The sequence below is a fragment of the Sphingobium xenophagum genome (genome assembly GCF_002288285.1).
In the GTDB taxonomy this organism is placed as follows: domain Bacteria; phylum Pseudomonadota; class Alphaproteobacteria; order Sphingomonadales; family Sphingomonadaceae; genus Sphingobium; species Sphingobium xenophagum.
In genome coordinates, this window is the sequence record NZ_CP022747.1 from 146,325 (window position 1) to 166,124 (window position 19,800).

The window sequence follows — 19,800 nt, forward strand, 5'->3', positions numbered from 1 at the left end:
GAACCGACCGATGCTGACAGAAACCTGTCTGGAACGCGAAGAGCCGGCCGACCTCGCCCCCGAGGCTGCGGGCTTGGCGAGAATGCTGACACCGCGCTATGTCGCCAAGCCCTGGGGCCGGCGCGACGGCCTGCCGGCGCCAGAAGGGGCGCAGCCGCTGGGCGAAATGATCTTCGAAGCGCCGGACGCGGGCCTGACGATCAAATGGCTGCAGACGAGCGAGCCGCTGTCGGTCCAGGTCCATCCACAAGGGGCCGGCCGCAAGCATGAATGGTGGCATGTCACCGAAGCGCTCCCGGGCGCCTATCTCGATCTCGGGCTCGAGGCGCCCGCCTCGCGCCAGGCGATCGCCCAAGCGGCCCGCGACGGAACGCTACCCTCGCTGCTTCGGCGAATTCATCCGCGGGCAGGGGACAGCTTCTACATCAAAGCCGGGACGATCCATGCGCTCGGGCCCGGCCTCACCGTCCTCGAGGTCCAGGAGCACAGCGATGTGACCTATCGCCTTTTCGATTATGGGCGGCCGCGCGAGCTTCACCTCGCCCAGGCCCTGTTCGAAGCGCGCACCGAGGTCGAGCCGGTGGAAGCCTTGCCCGGCGCAGGCGCGCCCTTCGCGCTCTCGCAGTTCGCCCTCACCCCGGGCGGCCAGGTCGTCCTCGTTCCCGAGCGAGCCTGTCTGGCCGTCCTGTCGGGTGAGGGCACGATAGCCGGCCGGCCCTTCGCGGCCAACCAATGCTGGCTCACGCACGGACCGGTCGCGCTGCATGCCGACACGCAGGCCCGCCTCGTTCTTGCCGAGCCCCGCTCCGCTCGGTCCGCACTTGCTGAAGGAGATCTGTTGCCATGACTATCGATCTGACGCCGCCGCCGGTGCGCCATGTCGCGCTCATCGGCAATTTCCCCCCGCGCCGCTGCGGTATCGCAACCTTCACGGCGGATCTGCACGCCGCGCTGAAAGCTGGCGATCCGGATCTCACCATCTCGACGATCGCGCTCAACGACCCGGGCGTGCATCACGATTATCCCCGCGAAGTCGGCTATGAGATCGCGCAGGACAATCTCTCCGACTATGTTGCGGCGGCGGAGCATATCAACGCGCTCAACCCCGACATCGTATGCCTTCAGCACGAGTTCGGTATCTTCGGGGGCGAGGCGGGCGACCATCTCCTTGCCCTCGTCGACAGACTGCGTGCGCCGATCGTGACCACACTGCACACCGTGCTGACCGATCCCACGGCCGACCAGCGGCGCGTGATGAACGCGCTGGCGCAGGCCTCCTCGCGGATCATCGTCATGACCGAGATGGGGCGCACGATCCTTGCCCGCGACATGGGCGTCCCGGCGCACAAGATCGTGGTCATTCCCCACGGCATTCCCGATATGCCATTCCTCGATCCGGCATTCGAAAAGCACCGCTTCGGTCTCGACGGGCGGCGCGTGGCGCTCACCTTCGGCCTGCTCTCGCCCAACAAGGGCATCGAGGTGATGATCTCGGCGCTGCCGCAGCTGGTGCGCGATCATCCCGATCTCATCTATGTTGTGCTCGGCGCGACCCATCCGCATCTGGTGGCCCGCGAGGGCGAAGCCTATCGTGAGGACCTTGCCCGGCAGGTGAGCGCGCTGGGGCTCGAGCGCAACGTCCGTTTCGTCAACGAATATGTCGATACGCCCACGCTGCAGGCCTGGCTGTCGGCCTGCGACATCTATGTCACCCCCTATCTGACCGAAGCGCAGATTACGAGCGGCACGCTCTCCTACAGCGTGGGGCTCGGCAAGGCGGTCGTATCGACGCCCTACTGGCACGCACAGGAACTGTTGTCCGACGGATGCGGCGTGTTGGTTCCCTTCGCCTCGCCGGACGCCCTGGCGAAGGCGGTGAGCGACCTGCTGGGTGACGGCCGGCGCCGCGACGAATTGCGGCGCAGCGCCTACCAGGCGGGGCGCGCCATGACATGGCCGGTGGTCGGCGGCAGCTATCTGTCGCTCTTCGCCCAGGCCCGGCTGGGCTCTCCCCTGGCGACCACGCTCGTCGGTTTGCGCCCGTCCGTCACGCCGGCGTCAGAGCCTTCGCTCGATGCGATCGATCGCATGACGGATGGTTGCGGCATGCTGCAGCATAGCCGCTCCAAGGTGCCGGACCGCCGACACGGCTACTGCCTGGACGACAATGCACGGGCGCTGATGCTCGCAAGCGAATTTGCCCTGGAAGGGCTGGATACGCCCCGCGCCGCGCGCCTTGCCAACATCTACGCGTCCTTTGTCGATTTCGCCTGGGATGAGGATGCGGGCCGCTTCCGCAACTTCATGGGTTATGATCGGGACTGGCTCGAGACGGAAGGGTCGCAGGACAGCTTCGGCCGCGGGCTCTGGGCGCTGGGTCGGACCGCGCAGGCAACTGATGACCATGGTCTCAAGCTCTGGGCCACGGCGCTCGCCGACAAGGTTATTCCGGCGAGCAGCTTTCTGCAGAGCCCGCGCGCCCAGGCTTTCGCGACTTCCGGACTTGCCGCTTTCCTGGCGGTCTATCCCGGCCATCGTCCCGCCCGTCTGCTGATGGAGACTTTCTCGGTCCGCCTGCTGGAACTGCTGCGCGCCAATCGCCGGGACGACTGGATCTGGTTCGAGCCGGTGCTGGCCTATGACAATGCGCGCCTGCCCGAAGCGCTGCTGCGCGCGGGCCGTGCGCTCTCGCGCCCGGATATGGTCGATGAAGCGATCGAGGCGCTTGCGTGGCTGGCCGAGCGCCAAACCGCGAAGGAAGGCCATTTCCGTCCGATCGGGACAGAGAGCTTCGGGCTCCCCCATGAAACGCCGCAGGCGTTCGACCAGCAGCCGCTTGAAGCCTGGGCCACGATCGAGGCCTGCGCCCTAGCGTTCGAGACGACCGGCGACGCCCAATGGCTCACCCATGTCGAGACCGCCTATGCCTGGTATCTGGGCGCCAACGATCTGGGCCTGCGGCTGGCCTTGCCCGATGGCGGCTGTTTCGACGGCCTGCAGGTTGACCGGGTCAACCTCAACCAGGGCGCCGAATCCATTCTCGCCTGGCAGTTTGCAGCGCTCGCTGTGCGCCGACTAAGGGCCAGGAGCGACGGGTCGCAGAACCAGGAAGAGGGAGAGGAAGAGGGGAGCGTCGCTGCATGTCGCTGATCCAGTCGATTCCCTTGCGGCTGCGGCCCAACCCGGCGCGGGTGGTCGTCCGGCCCTTGCAGATTGCGCCTGAACCGCGCGATCTCAATCCCGTCCAGAATGAGCGCATGCATCGCATCATCAATGGTGTGCGGGCCATGGAGGGCGCGACGGTGGACCGCGAACTGGCTGTCATCCTCGCCGATTTCGGGAACCGCCACCGCGAAATCCGCACGGTGTTCGAAGAGCGCTTCGAGCAGGTCGCGCGCGAGGTGGGGCTGGCAGACAGTCTATCGCCCCCGGTTCGCCAGTTGATCGGTGCCTATTTCTGCCATGAATATTCGTTTGGCGCGGCGGCGCTGATGAACCCCAGCATCGTGCCACATCCCGACCAGAATGGCGTGCCGGAGGGCGGCTTGCGTTTCGTTCTGTCGCTGCGGGCGGTGGGCGAGGGGCATATCTCCTCGATCACCTTCCGCGAGGGACTCATCCGGCCATGCGGCACGATCGAGATGGCGCCGGAACCCGATTTCGCGATTGCCGCGCGGCCCGAGACCGGGCCCGGCGGTGAAGTCCGCTTCACACGCCATGTTGAGGGGATGCGGCTCGATGAAACCGTGCTCTTTCCCGCAACGCCCGCCCAGCGCAACGGGCTCGAGGATCTTCGCCTCGTCCGCTTCACCGATGACGACGCTTCGACCTGCTATTATGGTACCTATACCGCCTATAGCGGTGCGGCGATCGCCTCGGAGCTTTTCGTCACCCGCGATTTCGAGACCTTCGCGTTGCAGACGTTGACGGGTCCGGCGGCGCGGAACAAGGGCATGGCCCTGTTCCCCCGCCGGTTCGGCGGCGATTATCTGATGATCGGCCGGCAGGACAATGAAAGCCTGTTCCTGTTGCGCTCGCCCGATCTGCATCACTGGGAGGAAGGCGAGCGGATTGTGGGACCGCATTATCCCTGGGAACTGGTTCAGATGGGCAATTGCGGCGCGCCCATCGAGCTTGATGAAGGCTGGCTCGTGCTCACCCATGGCGTGGGCGCGATGCGCAAATATACCATCGGCGCGGTCCTGTTGGACCGGGATAACCCCGCGCGGGTCATCGGCCGCTCTGCGGTGCCGCTCCTCTCGCCTTCCGATGAGGACCGGGAAGGCTATGTTCCCAATGTCGTCTATACCTGCGGGGCGATCGCGCATGGCGGAAGGCTGTTCATGCCCTATGGCGTTGCCGATACGTCGGTGAGCTTTGCCAGGATCGAGATAGCCGATCTGCTCGCCGCGCTACGCGCGCCCGACGCCATGGGGTCGCTCAATGACAATGAACGGGAGTGGCAGGGCCATGAACGCATTGCCGAATGAACTGGAGGCGGCGGAGAGCCGGCCAAGCGAGGGTGCCGCTCTCAAAAGCGTGCGTACCCTGATGACGCAAAGCGGTGTTCCTTTCGGCACGAGCGGCGTGAGGGGGCCCGTCTCGGCCATGACTGACGTACTCTGTTTTACCTATACCCGCGCCTTCCTTCAGTATCTGAGATCGATTGGTGAGTTCGCTCCCGGCCAGCCCGTCGCGCTGGCCGGCGATCTGCGCCCCAGTACGCCGCGGATCGTGCGCGCCTGTGCGGCGGCGGTCCGCGTCGCCGGCGGCGTGGTGGTGAACTGCGGGCTCGTGCCGACACCGGCGCTGGCCTATTACGCGCTGGGCCGCAACATGCCCTCGATCATGGTGACGGGAAGCCATATTCCTGCTGATCGTAACGGGATCAAATTCTATCGGCCGACCGGCGAAGTCCTCAAGTCGGACGAGGCCGGCATACTCGAGCAGCGGGTCTCACCCGACGACAGCCTTTTCGACGCTTCGGGCGCGCTCCTAAGCGCCGAACCGCTGCCTCCGACCGTCGAGATCACAAGCGCCTATCGCGATCGGTATGTCGGCTTCTTCGGCGCGGACGCGCTCAAGGGCATGACAGTCGGGGTCTACCAACATTCCGCGGTGGGACGGGACGTCCTGGTGAGCGTGCTCGAGGCTCTCGGCGCCGTCGTACTGCCATTCGGCCGATCCGAAACCTTTGTGCCGGTCGACACCGAAGCCATTCGCGATGAGGACATCCTTCTGGCGCAGGCGTGGGCGAGCGAGCACAGGGTCGATGCGATCGTGTCGACAGACGGGGACTCGGACCGGCCGCTCGTCGCCGACGCGCAAGGGACCTGGCTTCGCGGCGATATTACCGCCCTTTTGTGCGCTCGCGCGCTTGGCGCGGACCGTATCGTGACCCCGGTGAGCAGCAACACTGCGGCCGAACTGTCAGGCGCCTTTGTCGGGGTTCGGCGGACACGGATCGGTTCACCCTATGTGATCGCCGCGATGCAGGAGGAGATCGCGGCCGACCCGGCCGCGATTGTCTGCGGTTATGAGGCCAATGGCGGCGTCCTGCTCGGCTCGACGGTGCTCGACGGTGACCATCCGCTGGATGCCCTTCCCACGCGCGACGCTGTCTTGCCGATCGTTTCGGTGCTTGCCGCCGCCAGGCGAAGCAGCGTCGCGGAACTGGTCGCGAGCCTGCCGCAACGCGCCACCCATAGCGACCGCCTCCCGAACGTGGCGCCGGCGCAAAGCGCGGCGCTTCTGGGTTGGCTCCGGGAGGGATCGGCCGAGGAGCAAAGGGCGCGCATCGAAACCTATTTCGGCACGATTGGCGGCCACGTGGTGGAGATCGACACCACCGATGGTCTGCGCGTGACGTTCGATCGCGGCGTGGTGATCCATTTGCGCGCGTCCGGCAATGCTCCGGAACTGCGCTGCTACACCGAGGCAGCAACAGCTGCTGCCGCAGAGGATCTGAGCCGGTGCGCGCTGATCATCCTTCGCGACGACTTGTTGCCGATCTCGACCCCGGATTGAAACCAAATCCGGCGTCATCCGTTTGCCTTCCATCGCGATGGCCATGGAACGCGAGGTGGGCGTGTGCCTGTAAACCAGCGACCGTGCGATGAGGGGGTAAAGATGCTACTGGCTACCAGAACTTTCTCGGCGTAACTCCTATGCATAGTCTGGAGCCGCGCTTGACCGAACATTCAAAAATACCACAACCCTATGAAGACATATTCGTGGGCGACAGTGAGATGGCCCGCCTGCTGCGGGTCCATGACTGGGCCGCAACGCCGCTCGGCCCGCCGGAAAACTGGCCAAATGGGCTTAAGGTCGCACTTCGACTGCTGTTGACATCGAAATTTGAGATGTGGCTCGGTTGGGGGCCGGACATCCATTTCTTCTACAACGACGCCTACCGGCCGACACTGGGCAACAAGCACCCGCGCTCCATTGCCATGCCGACGCGCGAGCTGTGGGCCGAGATCTGGGACGACATCAAGGGACGTCTCGAAACGGTCTATCAGAAGGGCGAGGCGACCTGGGACCGCGCTCTTTTGCTCATCCTGGAGCGCGCGGGATACCCCGAGGAGACCTATCACACCTTTTCCTACAGCCCCCTGCTGGGCGACCAGGGGACGGTCGAGGGCGTGTTTTGCGCGGTCAGTGAGGAGACCGACCGGGTTATCAGCGAACGGCGGCTGGAATCGCTGCGCCAGCTCGCATTGGCCCTTGCGGGGGCCCAAGGGCATGACGCCGTGCTGGACGCTGTCGAGGCGGAACTCGCGCGCAACGATCGCGACATGCCCTTTGCGCTTATCTACCTGTTCGACGAAACCGGCGCCCCTGTCCTGGCGCGAAACTTCGCGGGGATGGACCCTGATCATCCCTGCGCGCATGCAGTAGGCTCGGCGGAAGATCCTTGGGGAGTCAAGCGGGTTCAGCTCGATTGGACCGCTCCCCTGATCGACGAGTGCACGCACTCCGATCTCCCAACCGGATCCTGGGACCGTCCGCCCACGAAGATCGCCGTCGTTCCCCTGGTCGATCGCGGAAACGACCGGCCGTTGGGCGCCCTCGTGGTTGGCCTCAATCCTTATCGTCCCGCCGGCGAGCAGTATCTGAGTTTCCTCGGTTTGCTTGCCGGCCAGATTACCGCAGGCCTGACCAGCAGCTATGCCTTCGAGGCGGAACGGGAGCGCGCCGCCGCGCTGGCAGAAGTCGCCACGATGCGCGAGGAAGCCTCACGCGTCCTCGAACAGGCGAACCGCCAGCTGATCGCGGAGGTGGAACTGCGAACGCAGGAGCGTGACCGCATTCGCCGGCTCTTCCGCCAGGCCCCGAGCTTCATGTGCATCCTCAGTGGTCCCGATCATGTCTTCGACATGGTCAACGACGCCTATCTGCAGCTCGTCGGTCATCGCGACGTGGTCGGCATGCCCCTGCGCGACGGACTTCCCGAGATTGCCGGCCAAGGCTTCATCGAGCTTCTGGACGGGGTGTATCAGACCGGCGAGCCCTTTGTGGGCCGCAATCTCGAAGCCCATCTGCAGCGCACGCCGGACGGACCGCTCGAGATCCGCTTCGTGAACCTCATTTATCAACCCATTGTCGAGCCCGATGGCAGCGTCTCGGGTATATTCGTCGACGGCTATGATGTGACGCATCAGAAGCGGGCGGAAGATCAGCTTCACGATCTTAACGAGACGCTCGAGCACCGGGTCGAGCAGCGCACCGAAGAGCTGGGCACGGCGCTGGGCCGGCTACAGCAGGAAACGCTGGACCGGGAGGCCGCCGAAGCGGCGCTACGCCAGTCGCAGAAGCTCGAAGCGCTCGGCAAGCTGACGGGCGGCGTGGCGCATGATTTCAACAATCTGCTGCAGGTGGTGAGTGGGAACCTCCAACTGCTCTCGCGCGACCTTGCAGGAAACGAGCGCGCCGAGCAGCGGGTGCAGAACGCCATGGCAGGCGTATCGCGCGGCGCGAAGCTCGCCTCGCAGCTCCTGGCATTCGGTCGCAGGCAGCCGCTTGAGCCCAAGGTCGTCAACCTCGGCCGGCTCATCAACAATATGGACGATCTTCTGCGCCGGGTGATCGGCGAGGATGTCGAGATCGAGACCATCCTGAGCGGCGGCCTCTGGAACTGTCTCGTCGATCCGGGGCAGATCGAGAACGCGATCCTCAATCTCGCGATCAACGCGCGTGATGCGATGCCGGATGGCGGGCGCCTCACGATCGAAGCGGCAAACGCATCGCTCGATGATGATTATGCGCGCCAGCACGACGAGGTTGTCGCGGGACAATATGTGATGGTGGCGGTGACCGACACCGGCACCGGCATGGCCGAGGACGTCATCGAACAGGTTTTTGAGCCCTTCTTCAGTACCAAGCCCGAAGGCAAAGGGACGGGGCTCGGCCTCTCCATGGTCCATGGCCTGGTCAAGCAGTCCGGCGGCCATATCAAGATCTACAGCGAGGTGGGCGAGGGCACGACCATCAAGCTGTATCTCCGTCGCGAGACCGCCACGGAAGATCTGCTGACCGATACGAGCACGGGTCCGGTGCGCGGTGGTTCCGAGACGATCCTGGTGGTGGAAGACGACGACGCCGTCCGCGAGACCGCCGTAAGCCTGCTTGCCGAATTGGGATATCGCGTGCTCAAGGCCCGCGATGCGCAGAGCGCGCTCACCGTCATCGAGAGCGGCGTGCCGATGGATCTCCTGTTCACCGACGTCGTCATGCCGGGCCCGTTGCGCAGTCCCGAGCTCGCGCGCCGGGCCAAGGAGCGTCTACCGAACCTGGCGGTACTCTTCACCTCGGGCTATACCGAGAATGCGATCGTCCACCATGGCCGGCTTGACCCGGGCGTCGAGCTTCTTTCCAAGCCCTACACGCGCGAAGCGCTTGCCCGCAAAGTCCGGCATGTGCTTGCCAACGAGGCGCAGCGCCAGCTGAGTTCGCAGGACGCCGACCAGGGGCAGGAACCATCGCCCCCGGCGGCTTCCCCGGCCGAAGGTGCGGCGCGGGCTCTTCGCATTCTTCTCGTTGAGGACGACGGGCTGATCCGCTTCAACACCGCGGACATGCTGGCAGATCTCGGCCATAGTGTCCTGGAGGCGGAAGATGCCGAAGCCGCCGAGGCGCTGCTTGCGGAAAACGAGGTCGATCTTGTCCTGACCGATGTCGGGTTGCCCAGGGCGTCCGGCATCGACCTCGCCCGAAGCGTAATGGCGCGATCGCCTGCGCCAGCAATCGTTTTTGCCAGCGGCGACGATAGCGGCATATCATCGACCGAATTCCCGAACGCGGTCATCCTGCTCAAGCCCTATTGCATGGACGATTTGCGCAAGGTTCTCGGCGCGATCGTCCTTGGCTGATCGTCGCGCCGGCGCCGTGAAGGCACCGCCGGCCATACTAGCTGGCATGATGATTATTTCGGCAGAAAGGATCGCCGCTAACCAGTGTTTAAGGGGAGAGAGCTAGCCATATCCGCGTTCCTATCGGTCGATGGGCGGATGGAGAGGGCCCTATGGACATGGCCTTGCGGGAAGCCAGAGCATGGCGCGAGAAGCACGGGCGAAACGCCTTGCAGCGACTGGTCAGCGAGATATTCCAGGCTGCGCGTGCCAAGGATGAGCCCCGCCTGGCAAAGCTCGAAAAGGTTCGCGCCATCCTGACCGCCGAGGACCGCTGATCCAGCATCGATCCCTCTAGTTGGCGAGGCGGTCGCGCAAGACCCTGACGGTTACCATGAGGCCTTCGGACTGCCAGGCCTTATCCAGCTTGCCCTTGAGCGGACCGCGCAAGACCTGCTGCATCAGCCTGGTGCCAAATCCCTGACGCGCGGGCGGCCCTTCGAGGCGGGGGCCACCTGTTTCCTTCCAGCAGATGACGAGCTCGTTGTCGCAAGGATCCCATACCACCCGCACGCGCCCATGCTCGCTGCCCAGCGCCCCATATTTGACGGAGTTGGTGGTGAGCTCATGGAACAGGAGTGCGAGGCTGGTGGTCGACTGGGGACCAAGCAGGATCGTCTCGCCTTTGCAGGAGACGCGGCCCGGGTCTGAAAGCGATGTATGGGCCTCAAGGGATGCCTGAATCAAGGTGGTGAGCTCGGCACGGTTCATACCGTCCGGGCGCTGGTCCTGTGTCTCCGCCGTTTGCTCCGGCATCGCATGTGCACGGGCGAGGGCCTGCAGCCGCCCCGTGAGGGTACGGGCCAGTTCGGCCGGGCTGGTGGCATGGCGCGCGCTCATCTCGATCATCGCCTGGGTGAGGGCAAAGAGGTTCTTTACCCGGTGATCCATTTCGCGCGCGATCATCGCCTGTTGTTCGAGCGCCTCTTGCAGTCGGAGCTTATCCTGCTGCATTTTCCTGGCTACCGCGACCAAGTCGGCGAGTTCGGTCAGGATCCGCAGATCTTCGCTATCGAACTGATCTTCGTGGCTCGCGACGACCCACAGGGTGCCATGCGCGGGCTCCTTGCCAATACGAATGGGAACGAGCAGGACCTCGGGAATGACGAGATCGTGTGCGGCGATCCAATCATAGGCGCGCTCGGGATGACGGCACAGAAGCGGCGCATTGCGGTCCAGCGTCTCTCCGCACGGGCTGTTATCGCGCGGCGTGAGCGCGCCTTCGAAGCGGGCGAGAGCCCCGTTCAGATGCTGCCACCGGAACACCGGGGGATCCTGGCTGTCATCGAGAATGCTGAGCCCGGACGCGCTAGCCTGGGTCAAATCGAGGGCTTGGGCCACCATGAGCGGCATCACCTCGTCCGGAGCATCCACCATTTTTCCGAGAAGCTGACGGACAGCGAGCCGTTCCGCGCCGGGTTTGTGGCGGTTGTGCGGACGTGCGCTCAGTTCGTCCGTGATGAAAAGTTTCGCGGACGGCCTTGCTGGGAATGATTCGGTGGCATGCGTCGACACCTCACCCTCGCTGACTACCTCGATTGAAAAGAAAACGCGCTCCCGCCGATGAGTCAAGTCGGTCAACCAATCCGCCGGGAAGTTCGTCTTGGCGCGATTTGATGAGGGTTAAACGAACTTCACGCTCGCCGCGCAAATTTGATGGGTGAAACATCATTCCTCGCGCGATTTGCCTATGCTTTGAGGCGCCCACGAAAGATGGCTGTTGCGAGGAATCGCGGATTTGTGTTTTTTATGGGAGGACGCTTGTCGGCATGAGAGCATGTCGGCCGCCGGGGCGGGGCAGGCACGTGGGCAAGTACAGGCGGAACGGGCGCGCAGCGTTTGGGGGTTATGTTTGGCGGATCTTGATGCATCTTCGCGATCGCCACGCAAGTGGCTGGGCTGGCTCGGCTCGAGGCATGGCGGCGACGAGGGCGCCGGCTCTCGTCCGGCTGCACCTGCGCAAGACCGACAGCTAACCGCCCGCCATCACATCCTGGGAGAGATCGCCTCCTTCCTGCTCGACCATGGACTCGATATCAGTGTGGAAAATCTTGCCACGGCCCATGGCATAGCGAGCGGAAGCAACCCTGCGCTGGCGCGCAAGGTAATGCAGCGCTTGGCGGATGGCGGTGCCGTGACGCAGGTCTGGCTGGATGAAGTCACCGCAGCGGCCAGGTCTGACGAGGAACCGACCGAGATCAAGCAGCTGATAGCGCGTCTCGAGCACACGCTCGATACCTTCTCGACGAACACGACCGCCGCTCATCGTGCGACGTCTGATTACGGCGACGAACTTGAGCAGCAGGTGGCAGACCTCGCAGGCGTCCAGCAGACCGGACAGATCATTTCGACCCTGGCCGATCTTGCCAAGGCCATGCTGGAAAAAACCCGCAGCCTCGAAGCCGAGATGCGGACCAGCGAATCGGAAGCCAAGGGCCTGCGGCGCAGCCTGGAAAAGGCTCGGCGCGACGCGGAAGTCGATCACCTTACCGGGCTGCCCAATCGCCGCGCGTTCGAAGCGGTGCTCGAGCGCGAGCACAAAGCCGCCCGGGCAGCGCTCGATACGCTTGTCCTGGCTTTTTGCGACATCGACCATTTCAAGCGCATCAACGATACCCATGGCCACGAGGCGGGTGATCGTGTCCTGCGCCTCATCGCTGAGCTGCTTTCGGGGATTTCGGACGAAAAATGTCACGTATCTCGCCATGGCGGCGAGGAGTTCGTGATGCTCTTCAGGGGATGCACCCTGTCTGAGGCCAAGGAGCGCCTTGATCGCATGCGCGAGAGCCTTGCCGAGCGACGCCTGGTCAACCGACACAATGACGAGCCCTTCGGCCAGATTACCTTCTCGGCGGGTTTGGCGGATGTCTTTGATCATCCCGATCCCCGCTGCGCTCAAGGCCGCCGACGAAGCGCTTTACGCGGCGAAGACCGGGGGCCGGAACCAGATCCGCGTGGCGCCCAAGCCGGGCACGGTCCCCTGACGGTCAGGAGCGCGCTTGCCGCAGGACGTCGCGGACCACCGAGGCGGGGACCGCGAAACCGATGCCGACATTACCCTCGAACGGCGCCAGGATCGCCGTGTTGATCCCGATCACCTCCCCGCGCATGTTGACGAGCGGTCCCCCGGAATTGCCCGGATTGATCGGCGCATCGGTCTGAATGAGACCGACCGGACTTTGCGGCGTCAGGCCGCGGCCCAGCGCACTAACGATGCCGGCTGTGACGGTTTGGCCAAGCCCGAAGGGATTGCCGATCGCCACGACATAGTCACCGACCTCGGCGGCATCGGCACTGGCAAGCGGCGCGGCTTTGAGGTTCCGAGCCGGAATCTGCAAAACCGCGATGTCCGCGTCGGGACTGACGCCGACCAGCCGGGCTTCAAGCTTGCGCTGATCCTGGAGCATGACGACGATGACCAGGCCGTCCTTGACGACATGGGCGTTGGTCAGAACCAGCCCGCGTGCGGCGTCGACGATGACCCCCGAGCCGGCGGACAGGCGCGGCTCGAGCGCCACGTCCGGGACCCCGAAATGACGGCGAAAATAGGGATCGCGAAGCAGGGGGTTTTGCGCATAGGGGGAGGGGTAGGCCACCGCGATGTTCACCACTGCCGGCGAGATGCGCTTGACAAGCGGGGCGACCGTGAGCCGGTTGATCGGCACCGGCTCGGCTGCGGAAACGGGTGGGGTATCTCGCGCTGCGCCGCCCCATGAGAACCCCCAGCCGAACAGGAGGACGGCCAGCAAGGCACAGCCGAGGGCGCCGATAAAAAGCCTCCCACGCTTCATGACAGGCCCGGGTGGTGACACGGATCGGCTGCGGTGTCTTTGCCTTGTATGGCGTCGGGATCTGCAAGCACCGGATAGTTTCCGCAACACCGGGCATGCGGCCCCGTGGGCCAGCAGCAAAGCGGCGCCATGGCAGTATGCTGGAAGGCCTGAAGGGCGGGCTGGACGGGGCGCCGGCGGGGCTTGTCATGGGCGACGAAGCTGAGCCCGCGCCCACGACAATAGGCCTCCGCAGCCTCGCGCGTGGCAAAATCAAGCGTCAGGGAAGAAAGTGGATCTCCGGCCCCGGTCCATCCCGTCAGCGGATCGGGCGAGGGCGCGAACCGCTCTCTAAAGCGCATGCGCCAGCGACCCCGCCGCGCGCGCCCGGGGTGGTCGGCATAGGGATCGGGCTCGATGATCGCCTGCGCATCAGGCGGCAGCGCGCTCGTATAGCGCTGCCATGTCGGCTGCATGGCGATCGCATCGTCATTGTCGTTGGCCCCTTTGGGAGTCGGCCGCACCCCGGGGGCGGCGGGTACCGGACTGATCAGACTGGGTTGCGTTGCCATCCTATCCTCCAAGATGAGGACGGCCCGATCGGGCCGCCCTCTCTTCCTGGTCAATTCTTGTTGATCGGAATACGCCGGACGCTGTCGCCGTCTCCCTCTTTACGCGGAATGGTGACGGTCAACACGCCGTTGCTGAAGCTGGCCTGCGCCTTGTCGGATTCCACGCCCTTGGGCAGGTGAATCCGCCGTTCGAAGCGGCCGTAGCTCCGTTCTGAATAGCCGCGATCCTTGTCCTCGAGTTCGGACTTCTTCTCGCCTTTCAAGGCGAGGACGCCGTCCGCGATCGACAGATCGACCTGCGACTCGTCCAGGCCGGGCAGTTCGGCCGTGACGCGGATGTCCTTCTCGGTTTCGCTGAGTTCGATACGCGGATAGTCGATGACATGGCCAAAGGCCGTGAGCGACGAAGGCAGGCCCCGCCACAGATCGTCGAACAGGCGATTCACATCGCGATGAAGCGACATGAGCGGATGGGTGGTCCGATCCCGCTCCGGCTCGGCGCCTACGACCGCGGGTAGCCGGTTTTCCTGCCGGCTCCAGGGAATGAGATCACGAAGAGACATGATGATCATCTCCTTTTGAGGCTGGATTGTGGGACATGGCCTGCCGGCCGCCGTTCCCGAAGGAACGACGCCGGCAGAACCACTTGGGGCACGAGATCAGGCCGCCTTGGCTTCCTGGTGCTGCGTCTCGATCTGCGCGGGCTCGGGGGACGACCCGCCGATCGCGATACGCCGGGGCTTCATCGCCTCGGGCACGACGCGCTTGAGAGCAATGGTCAGAAGACCATTGTCGAAGGAAGCCTCGCCGACTTCGATATGATCGGCGAGCTGGAAGCGGCGTTCGAAAGCCCGCGCGGCAATGCCGCGGTGCAGATACTCGCTCTTGCCGTCGTCATCGGCGCGCTTGCCCGTGACGGTGAGCTGGTTCTGCTGGGCCACGACCTCGACGTCCTCGGGACGGAAACCTGCCAGGGCGAGCGTGATCTGATAGCTGTCCTCGCCGTTGCGCAGAATGTCGAACGGTGGATAGCCATCGGAGCCATCGCCCCGCATGCCCGTCTCGAGCAGATCGAAGAGTCGGTCGAAGCCGACGGTGGAGCGCCGATAGGGCGCAAAGTCAAAATTGGTTCTCATTTCCAAATCCTCCGGTTGAGCAATTTGGGCATGAGAAGCGCCGGTACAGTAGAGCCGACGCTCTCTATGTCCAACCGGACCCGAACGGCGTCCGGCACCCCAGACGTAATTTCGGCAAACGCAGATTCAAGAGATAAAAAAAGGAAAGGAAACAGAGGCCTGAAGAAATTTAGGCTCACTGAACCAGCCGATTTAGTCTCGGGCGATCACCCGTCGCGATCCTGCGAAAACGGGAGCTGCGCACGTAGGCAGAACGCTGCGGGATCAGGATAATCTTAACCAGACTCGCTTACCCTTGCCGCAAGGCAAAGGGTTCGTGTGCGTATGAATGGGGCAGTGGTTCTGCTGATCGTCAATGCGGTGGTGGCAGGCCTCTTTGCGCTCAGCTATTTCCTGATCGCCCGTATCAGTCGGGGACAACGTCCGGTCATCGCGTTCGGGGTCAGCTACCTTTTGGGCATGGTGACGCCGATCAGCGAGATCGCGATCCGGCTGACCGATTATCCCGCGCCCTTCATGCTGGCGAGCTACATGGCGCTTCTGGGCGGTTTCCTTGCCATGGCGGCCGCGCTCAGCATCTTTCATCGCAAGCTCCCGCCCTGGACAGCGATCGCCGCTCTTGCCGTGCTAGGCCTGAACACGCGGATTGCGATTTGGGGCGGGACGCGAGACGATCTCATTTATGAGCTGGCCTTCCAGCTGCCCTTGGCCCTCGGCATTCTCCTATGCAGCCATACGGCGTTTCGCACCGGCAAGGGCCAGCTCAACCACAGCCTGGCCGGGCTGTTTCTCCTGAGCGGTCTCAACTTTTTCATCAAACCCTTCGTTGCTGCCGCCTTGGGGTCAGGGCAAACCGCAAGAGACTATGCCGGGAGCGCCTATGCGCTTTATTCCCAGGCCAGCACGGCCATCCTGTTGACGGCTGCCGGGCTCACCGTCCTGCTGATCGTCATCCAGACGACCATTCAGGAATATGTGCGCACGGCGGAGACCGACCATCTCTCGGGCCTCCTCAATCGCCGCGGTTTCGACCGTCAGGCGCAGGCGCTGCTGGCATCGGCTCCAATCGGCAAGCGCCAGCTCTGTGCCGTGATGATCGACCTCGACCATTTCAAGCGGATCAACGACTGCTTTGGGCATGATATGGGCGATCGGGTCATCCAGGCCTTCGCTGATATCCTGCGCAGTACGGCGCCCAAGTCTGCCCATCTTGCGCGCACCGGCGGCGAGGAATTCGTGATCCTGCTCAATCGGGTCTCCGCGCCCGCGGCTGGTCTTATCGTCGAGGCCATGCGCGCCCATACCCGCGAACATGGCCAGGCCGACCTGCCTACTTTCAGCTTCAGCGCGGGAATTGCGCAATACCAGGCGGGCGACAGCCTGGCCGACCTCATGCGCCGCGCTGACCAGGCATGCTACCGAGCCAAGACCTTGGGACGTGATCGTATCGAGACCGACGACGGGATAGGGGCGGACAGCACGGCCTCGACGGTGGTGCCGTTCAAGGCCGTGAATGCCTGAAGGCCAGAACCCGGCCCTGGGACCACTTCGATTTTTGAAAGACAGCATGCGCCGCCTTCTCGTCCTTACAGTCGCCATCGTCTCGTCGAGCTTTCCGGCCTTTGCGCGGGCCGCCGAGCCGACCGCCGGGGCTGCCGCTATCATCGTCACTGCGCAGAAGATCGAGCAGCGGGACCTGGATGTGCCGATCACCCTTTCGGTCGCGACTGGCCCGCGCCTTCGGGAGCTCGGGGTGACCGACATCGGCGAACTCTCGGCCTATGTGCCGGGCCTCAACATCCAGATCCAAAGCCCGCATAGCCCCGGTTTCGTGATCCGCGGCATCACGTCGGACAATGGCTCCGCGCAGCAGCCGCCGCGCGTCAGCGTCTACTATAACGGGGTCGACATTTCCCGTGCTCGCGGGGCCTATCAGGGTCTTTTCGACCTTGCACGGATCGAGGTCGCCAAGGGACCGCAGGCGACGTTGTTCGGCACGGCCGCGACCATCGGCGCGGTCAGCCTGGTCCCCAATCTCGCGCGTCCGGGTTTCTCGGCCGGCCTCACGAGCGCCATCGGCAATCTCGGCGCCCTGCGCGAGGAAGGCTTCCTCAACATCGGTTCCGAGCGGATCTCCGCTCGCCTCGCGGGGCAGTGGAAGAAGCGCGATGGCTACGTCCCAAATCTCGCGCCGGGCCAGGATGATCTCTATGCGCAGGACCAGCTCGGGCTGCGCGGCGCTCTCCACTTTCAGCCGACGGAAAGTCTTTCCGCGGATCTCGTTCTGACCTACGACCGGCAGCGCAATTCCGGAACGCCCTTCCTGTCGCGGCGGCTTGGCTCGACGGCGGCGCAAGGCGTCTTTGGGGCAGCCTATCTCGGTAGCTCGCCAGCCTCCGGGGCAGTGCTGGGGGGCGATAAGCTCGGGATCGACCGCCACGTCTATGATGTGAACCTCACGGTGACCGCGAACATCGCCGATGGCTGGTCCTTCACGACGACCAATGGCTATCGCCGGTTCAATTCGCGCGAGGTGTTCGACGCCGACGGGTCGGCAGCATGGTATCTGGAATTCGCCGAGCAGGCCAAAGGCTGGCAGGCAAGCCATGAAGGCCGCTTCACCTATCGCGACGATCAGTGGCGGGCGATCTTCGGCTGGAACGCTTTCATCGAAAACGGATCGCAGACAGTCCCCTTCTCCACCGAGGTCGGCACCTATCTGCAGTGCACTGCCAATGTGATCCCAGGGCTCGGCTGTGTCGATGCGAACAACCAGGTCATTGCATCGCGGGCAACCGCCCTCCTCTCGCGAGGGCTCGCGACCGTCATTCCCTATTCGAGCTGGTACCGCAACTCAGGCCGCAATACGACTTGGTCGCTGTTCGGCGACGTGAGCTGGAAAGCAGCGCCGCGCCTGGAACTTCTTGCCGGCGCTCGGCTGCTGATCGAGGACCGGCGCTCGGGCTATGCCGCGCAGCAGCCCAATGCGCTGCTCTACGGCCGCCCGCTGCTGCCACTGGTCGATACGGCCGGGGCCACCTATACCGCCAAGCGCAGCTTTGCCGCTCTCCTTCCGCGCTTCAGCCTGCTCTATCATCTGTCGCCCGCGAGCACGCTGTTCGCCACCATCTCGCAAGGCCGTCGCTCACCTGCTGTGGAGCTTTCGGCTGCGTCGGGGCCTGTACCTGAACTGTCGATCGTCCCCGCCGAGACGGTCTGGAACTACGAAGCGGGTCTGAAGATCGCGCGCGGCGCCATCAACGGCGCGGTTTCGGTCTACTATGACCGCTATCGCAACTTCCAGGTCACTGTCCTCGATGTCTCGAGCGGCGCGGTCCGCATCGACAATGCCGGGTCGGCAGGCAATGCGGGCGTGGAGGCGGAACTGGACGTGCGTCCGGTCCGGGGCGTTCGCTTCTTTGGCAACATGGCTTACACGGGCGCGCGGATCGACGATCGGCCGGCCAACGGGATCTATGCCGGCGATCGCTTTCGGCTCCAGCCCCGCTGGCAGGCGTCGGCAGGGATGCTGATCGAACACCCTGTATCAGATGCCGTCAGCCTCTTTGCCGCGCCGAACGTCACCTACCGCTCCAAGCTCTATTTCGATGTGCCCAATAGCGAGGCCATCAGCCAGTCCGCAGTGACCCTGATCAATGGTCGGGCCGGAGCGCGCCTGTGGAGCGACCGCCTCGAAATCGCCGGCTTCGTGCGCAACCTTGCTGACAAGCGCTACCTGCTCGATGCTGGCAACGTCGGCGGCTCGTTCGGCTACCCGACGTTCATTCCGGCCGAGCCCCGCACCTTCGGCATCGAGATATCGGCCCGCTACTAGCGGCGCAGACAGGCAAAGCGCCCGCGAGGGGAGGGCGAGGCGCGTGCGACCTTCTGTGCACCCGCCCCCCGGTCAATGGCCTTCGCGTGCCTGGTTCTCCCGATGTCCGCCCAGTTTCGCGATGCGCTGCTCATCATCGATCCGGTGCATGGCGCGGCTGAGCTTTTCGAAGGCGCGAACCTCGATCTGGCGGACGCGCTCACGGCTCACCTTATAGACGAGGCTCAGATCCTCGAGCGTTTTGGGTTCGTCGATCAGACGACGCTGGACCAGGATATCCCGCTCGCGGTCGGAAAGCGTGCCGAGCGCCTCGAACAGCATGTTCTGGCGGCGCTGGCGTTCCTGCGCGCCGGCAAGCGCCTCGTCCTGGAGCGGACTGTCATCGCTCAGCAGGTCCTGCCACTGATCCTCGCCCGTTTCCCCGAGCGGCACGTTGAGCGAGGCGTCGCCGCCCTGCATCATCCGCCGGTTCATGCTGGTGACTTCGGTTTCCGAGACCCCGAGCGTGTCGGCGATCTGGCGGACCTGATCAGGTTTCAGATCGGTGTCGTCATAGGCCTGGAGGGAGTTCTTGATCCGGCGAAGATTGAAGAACAGGCGCTTTTGCGCGGCCGTCGTGCCGAGCTTGACCATGCTCCAGCTGCGCAGGATGAATTCCTGGATCGAGGCCTTGATCCACCACAGCGCATAAGTCGCAAGACGAAAACCGCGATCAGGGTCGAATCGCCGGACCCCCTGAATCAGGCCGACATTGCCTTCCGAAATGAGGTCGGCAACCGGCAGGCCGTAGCCGCGGTAGCGCATCGCGGCCTTCGCAACCAGGCGAAGATGGCTGGTCACGAGCTTGGCGGCCGCTTCCGGATCGCCATGCTCCTTGAAGCGCTTGGCAAGCATATATTCGTCTTCGGGCGAGAGGATCGGGAATTTCCTGATCTCCGCCAGATACCGGTTCAGTCCATCCTCACCGGCCGGCGCCGGAATAACGGCGTTCTTGAGTGCAATGTCTGTCATGGCTCTTCACGCAATTACATGTTTGGCGGGCGAACCTTGCCGCCGGCCAGTCTGCGTGGGTCCTGT

Annotated in this window: 14 protein-coding genes and 1 pseudogene; 9 read left to right on the plus strand and 6 right to left on the minus strand. The window is 64.2% G+C overall.

Features of this window, described 5'->3' with window-relative positions; genetic code table 11:
* Positions 1-10 precede the first annotated feature (10 nt).
* The 6 genes from CJD35_RS18780 (at position 11) to CJD35_RS22525 (ending at position 9,688) form a co-directional block, all read left to right on the plus strand.
* Positions 11-847 (plus strand): class I mannose-6-phosphate isomerase, encoded by an 837-nt coding sequence (locus CJD35_RS18780; protein WP_095687420.1) that lies wholly within the window; start codon positions 11-13, stop codon positions 845-847.
* Positions 844-3,150, plus strand: coding sequence for a glycosyltransferase family 4 protein (locus CJD35_RS18785; protein WP_048938220.1), 2,307 nt, complete (start codon positions 844-846; stop codon positions 3,148-3,150). The genes CJD35_RS18780 and CJD35_RS18785 overlap by 4 nt, the downstream gene beginning before the upstream one ends.
* Complete coding sequence (locus tag CJD35_RS18790; protein WP_048938221.1) at positions 3,141-4,490, plus strand: glycoside hydrolase family 130 protein; 1,350 nt, start codon at positions 3,141-3,143, stop codon at positions 4,488-4,490. The genes CJD35_RS18785 and CJD35_RS18790 overlap by 10 nt, the downstream gene beginning before the upstream one ends.
* Entirely contained in the window at positions 4,471-6,027 is a 1,557-nt protein-coding gene (locus CJD35_RS18795) for a phosphomannomutase (protein ID WP_080993618.1), read from the plus strand. Before CJD35_RS18790 ends, CJD35_RS18795 begins: the two co-directional genes overlap by 20 nt.
* Positions 6,028-6,248: 221 nt before the next feature.
* The gene (locus tag CJD35_RS18800) at positions 6,249-9,371 is read left to right on the plus strand and encodes a response regulator (protein ID WP_095687498.1); all 3,123 of its coding nucleotides are present in this window, start codon (positions 6,249-6,251) and stop codon (positions 9,369-9,371) included.
* Between the two features lie 152 nt (positions 9,372-9,523).
* Complete coding sequence (locus CJD35_RS22525) at positions 9,524-9,688, plus strand: hypothetical protein (protein WP_157742340.1); 165 nt, start codon at positions 9,524-9,526, stop codon at positions 9,686-9,688.
* A 16-nt stretch (positions 9,689-9,704) separates the two neighbouring features.
* On the opposite strand, the gene CJD35_RS18805 is transcribed toward CJD35_RS22525, so the two are convergent.
* Complete coding sequence (locus CJD35_RS18805) at positions 9,705-10,991, minus strand: sensor histidine kinase (protein ID WP_095687421.1); 1,287 nt, start codon at positions 10,989-10,991, stop codon at positions 9,705-9,707.
* Between the two features lie 826 nt (positions 10,992-11,817).
* Here CJD35_RS18805 and CJD35_RS22850 point away from each other — a divergent pair.
* Positions 11,818-12,222: pseudogene (locus tag CJD35_RS22850) on the plus strand (GGDEF domain-containing protein); the annotation flags it as partial.
* A 175-nt stretch (positions 12,223-12,397) separates the two neighbouring features.
* Here the strand turns inward: CJD35_RS22850 and CJD35_RS18815 are convergent.
* From CJD35_RS18815 to CJD35_RS18830, 4 genes are all read right to left on the minus strand, one after another.
* Positions 12,398-13,159, minus strand: coding sequence for a trypsin-like peptidase domain-containing protein (locus CJD35_RS18815; protein WP_234415787.1), 762 nt, complete (start codon positions 13,157-13,159; stop codon positions 12,398-12,400).
* Positions 13,160-13,197: 38 nt separating this feature from the next.
* The gene (locus CJD35_RS18820; protein WP_080993619.1) at positions 13,198-13,752 is read right to left on the minus strand and encodes an NADH dehydrogenase ubiquinone Fe-S protein 4; all 555 of its coding nucleotides are present in this window, start codon (positions 13,750-13,752) and stop codon (positions 13,198-13,200) included.
* A gap of 50 nt (positions 13,753-13,802) precedes the next feature.
* The gene (locus tag CJD35_RS18825; RefSeq protein WP_048938264.1) at positions 13,803-14,315 is read right to left on the minus strand and encodes an Hsp20/alpha crystallin family protein; all 513 of its coding nucleotides are present in this window, start codon (positions 14,313-14,315) and stop codon (positions 13,803-13,805) included.
* 96 nt (positions 14,316-14,411) lie between these two features.
* On the minus strand, positions 14,412-14,888 hold the full coding sequence (locus CJD35_RS18830; protein WP_008829907.1) for an Hsp20 family protein: 477 nt from the start codon (positions 14,886-14,888) through the stop codon (positions 14,412-14,414).
* Positions 14,889-15,212: 324 nt separating this feature from the next.
* On the opposite strand from CJD35_RS18830, the gene CJD35_RS18835 reads away from it, so the two are divergent.
* Both CJD35_RS18835 and CJD35_RS18840 read left to right on the plus strand, forming a co-directional pair.
* Positions 15,213-16,409, plus strand: a complete 1,197-nt coding sequence (locus CJD35_RS18835) for a GGDEF domain-containing protein (protein ID WP_048938225.1) — start codon at positions 15,213-15,215, stop codon at positions 16,407-16,409.
* Positions 16,410-16,455: 46 nt separating this feature from the next.
* Positions 16,456-18,723 (plus strand): TonB-dependent receptor, encoded by a 2,268-nt coding sequence (locus CJD35_RS18840; RefSeq protein ID WP_048938226.1) that lies wholly within the window; start codon positions 16,456-16,458, stop codon positions 18,721-18,723.
* A 72-nt stretch (positions 18,724-18,795) separates the two neighbouring features.
* Here the strand turns inward: CJD35_RS18840 and rpoH are convergent, their stop codons facing one another.
* Positions 18,796-19,734 carry an RNA polymerase sigma factor RpoH gene (rpoH, locus tag CJD35_RS18845; RefSeq protein ID WP_048938227.1) on the minus strand — a complete coding sequence of 313 codons (939 nt, stop codon included), beginning with the start codon at positions 19,732-19,734 and terminating at the stop codon, positions 18,796-18,798.
* Positions 19,735-19,800: the final 66 nt, after the last annotated feature.

What these genes read in the sequence shown, in the direction of transcription:
- CJD35_RS18780 (WP_095687420.1), top strand. Translation starts at nt 11, where the DNA reads ATGCTGACAGAAACCTGTCTGGAACGCGAAGAGCCGGCCGACCTCGCC.
- CJD35_RS18785 (WP_048938220.1), top strand. Translation starts at nt 844, where the DNA reads ATGACTATCGATCTGACGCCGCCGCCGGTGCGCCATGTCGCGCTCATC.
- CJD35_RS18790 (WP_048938221.1), top strand. Translation starts at nt 3,141, where the DNA reads ATGTCGCTGATCCAGTCGATTCCCTTGCGGCTGCGGCCCAACCCGGCG.
- CJD35_RS18795 (WP_080993618.1), top strand. Translation starts at nt 4,471, where the DNA reads ATGAACGCATTGCCGAATGAACTGGAGGCGGCGGAGAGCCGGCCAAGC.
- CJD35_RS18800 (WP_095687498.1), top strand. Translation starts at nt 6,249, where the DNA reads ATGGCCCGCCTGCTGCGGGTCCATGACTGGGCCGCAACGCCGCTCGGC.
- CJD35_RS22525 (WP_157742340.1), top strand. Translation starts at nt 9,524, where the DNA reads ATGGACATGGCCTTGCGGGAAGCCAGAGCATGGCGCGAGAAGCACGGG.
- CJD35_RS18820 (WP_080993619.1), bottom strand. Translation starts at nt 13,752, where the DNA reads ATGGCAACGCAACCCAGTCTGATCAGTCCGGTACCCGCCGCCCCCGGG.
- CJD35_RS18825 (WP_048938264.1), bottom strand. Translation starts at nt 14,315, where the DNA reads ATGTCTCTTCGTGATCTCATTCCCTGGAGCCGGCAGGAAAACCGGCTA.
- CJD35_RS18830 (WP_008829907.1), bottom strand. Translation starts at nt 14,888, where the DNA reads ATGAGAACCAATTTTGACTTTGCGCCCTATCGGCGCTCCACCGTCGGC.
- CJD35_RS18835 (WP_048938225.1), top strand. Translation starts at nt 15,213, where the DNA reads ATGAATGGGGCAGTGGTTCTGCTGATCGTCAATGCGGTGGTGGCAGGC.
- CJD35_RS18840 (WP_048938226.1), top strand. Translation starts at nt 16,456, where the DNA reads ATGCGCCGCCTTCTCGTCCTTACAGTCGCCATCGTCTCGTCGAGCTTT.
- rpoH (WP_048938227.1), bottom strand. Translation starts at nt 19,734, where the DNA reads ATGACAGACATTGCACTCAAGAACGCCGTTATTCCGGCGCCGGCCGGT.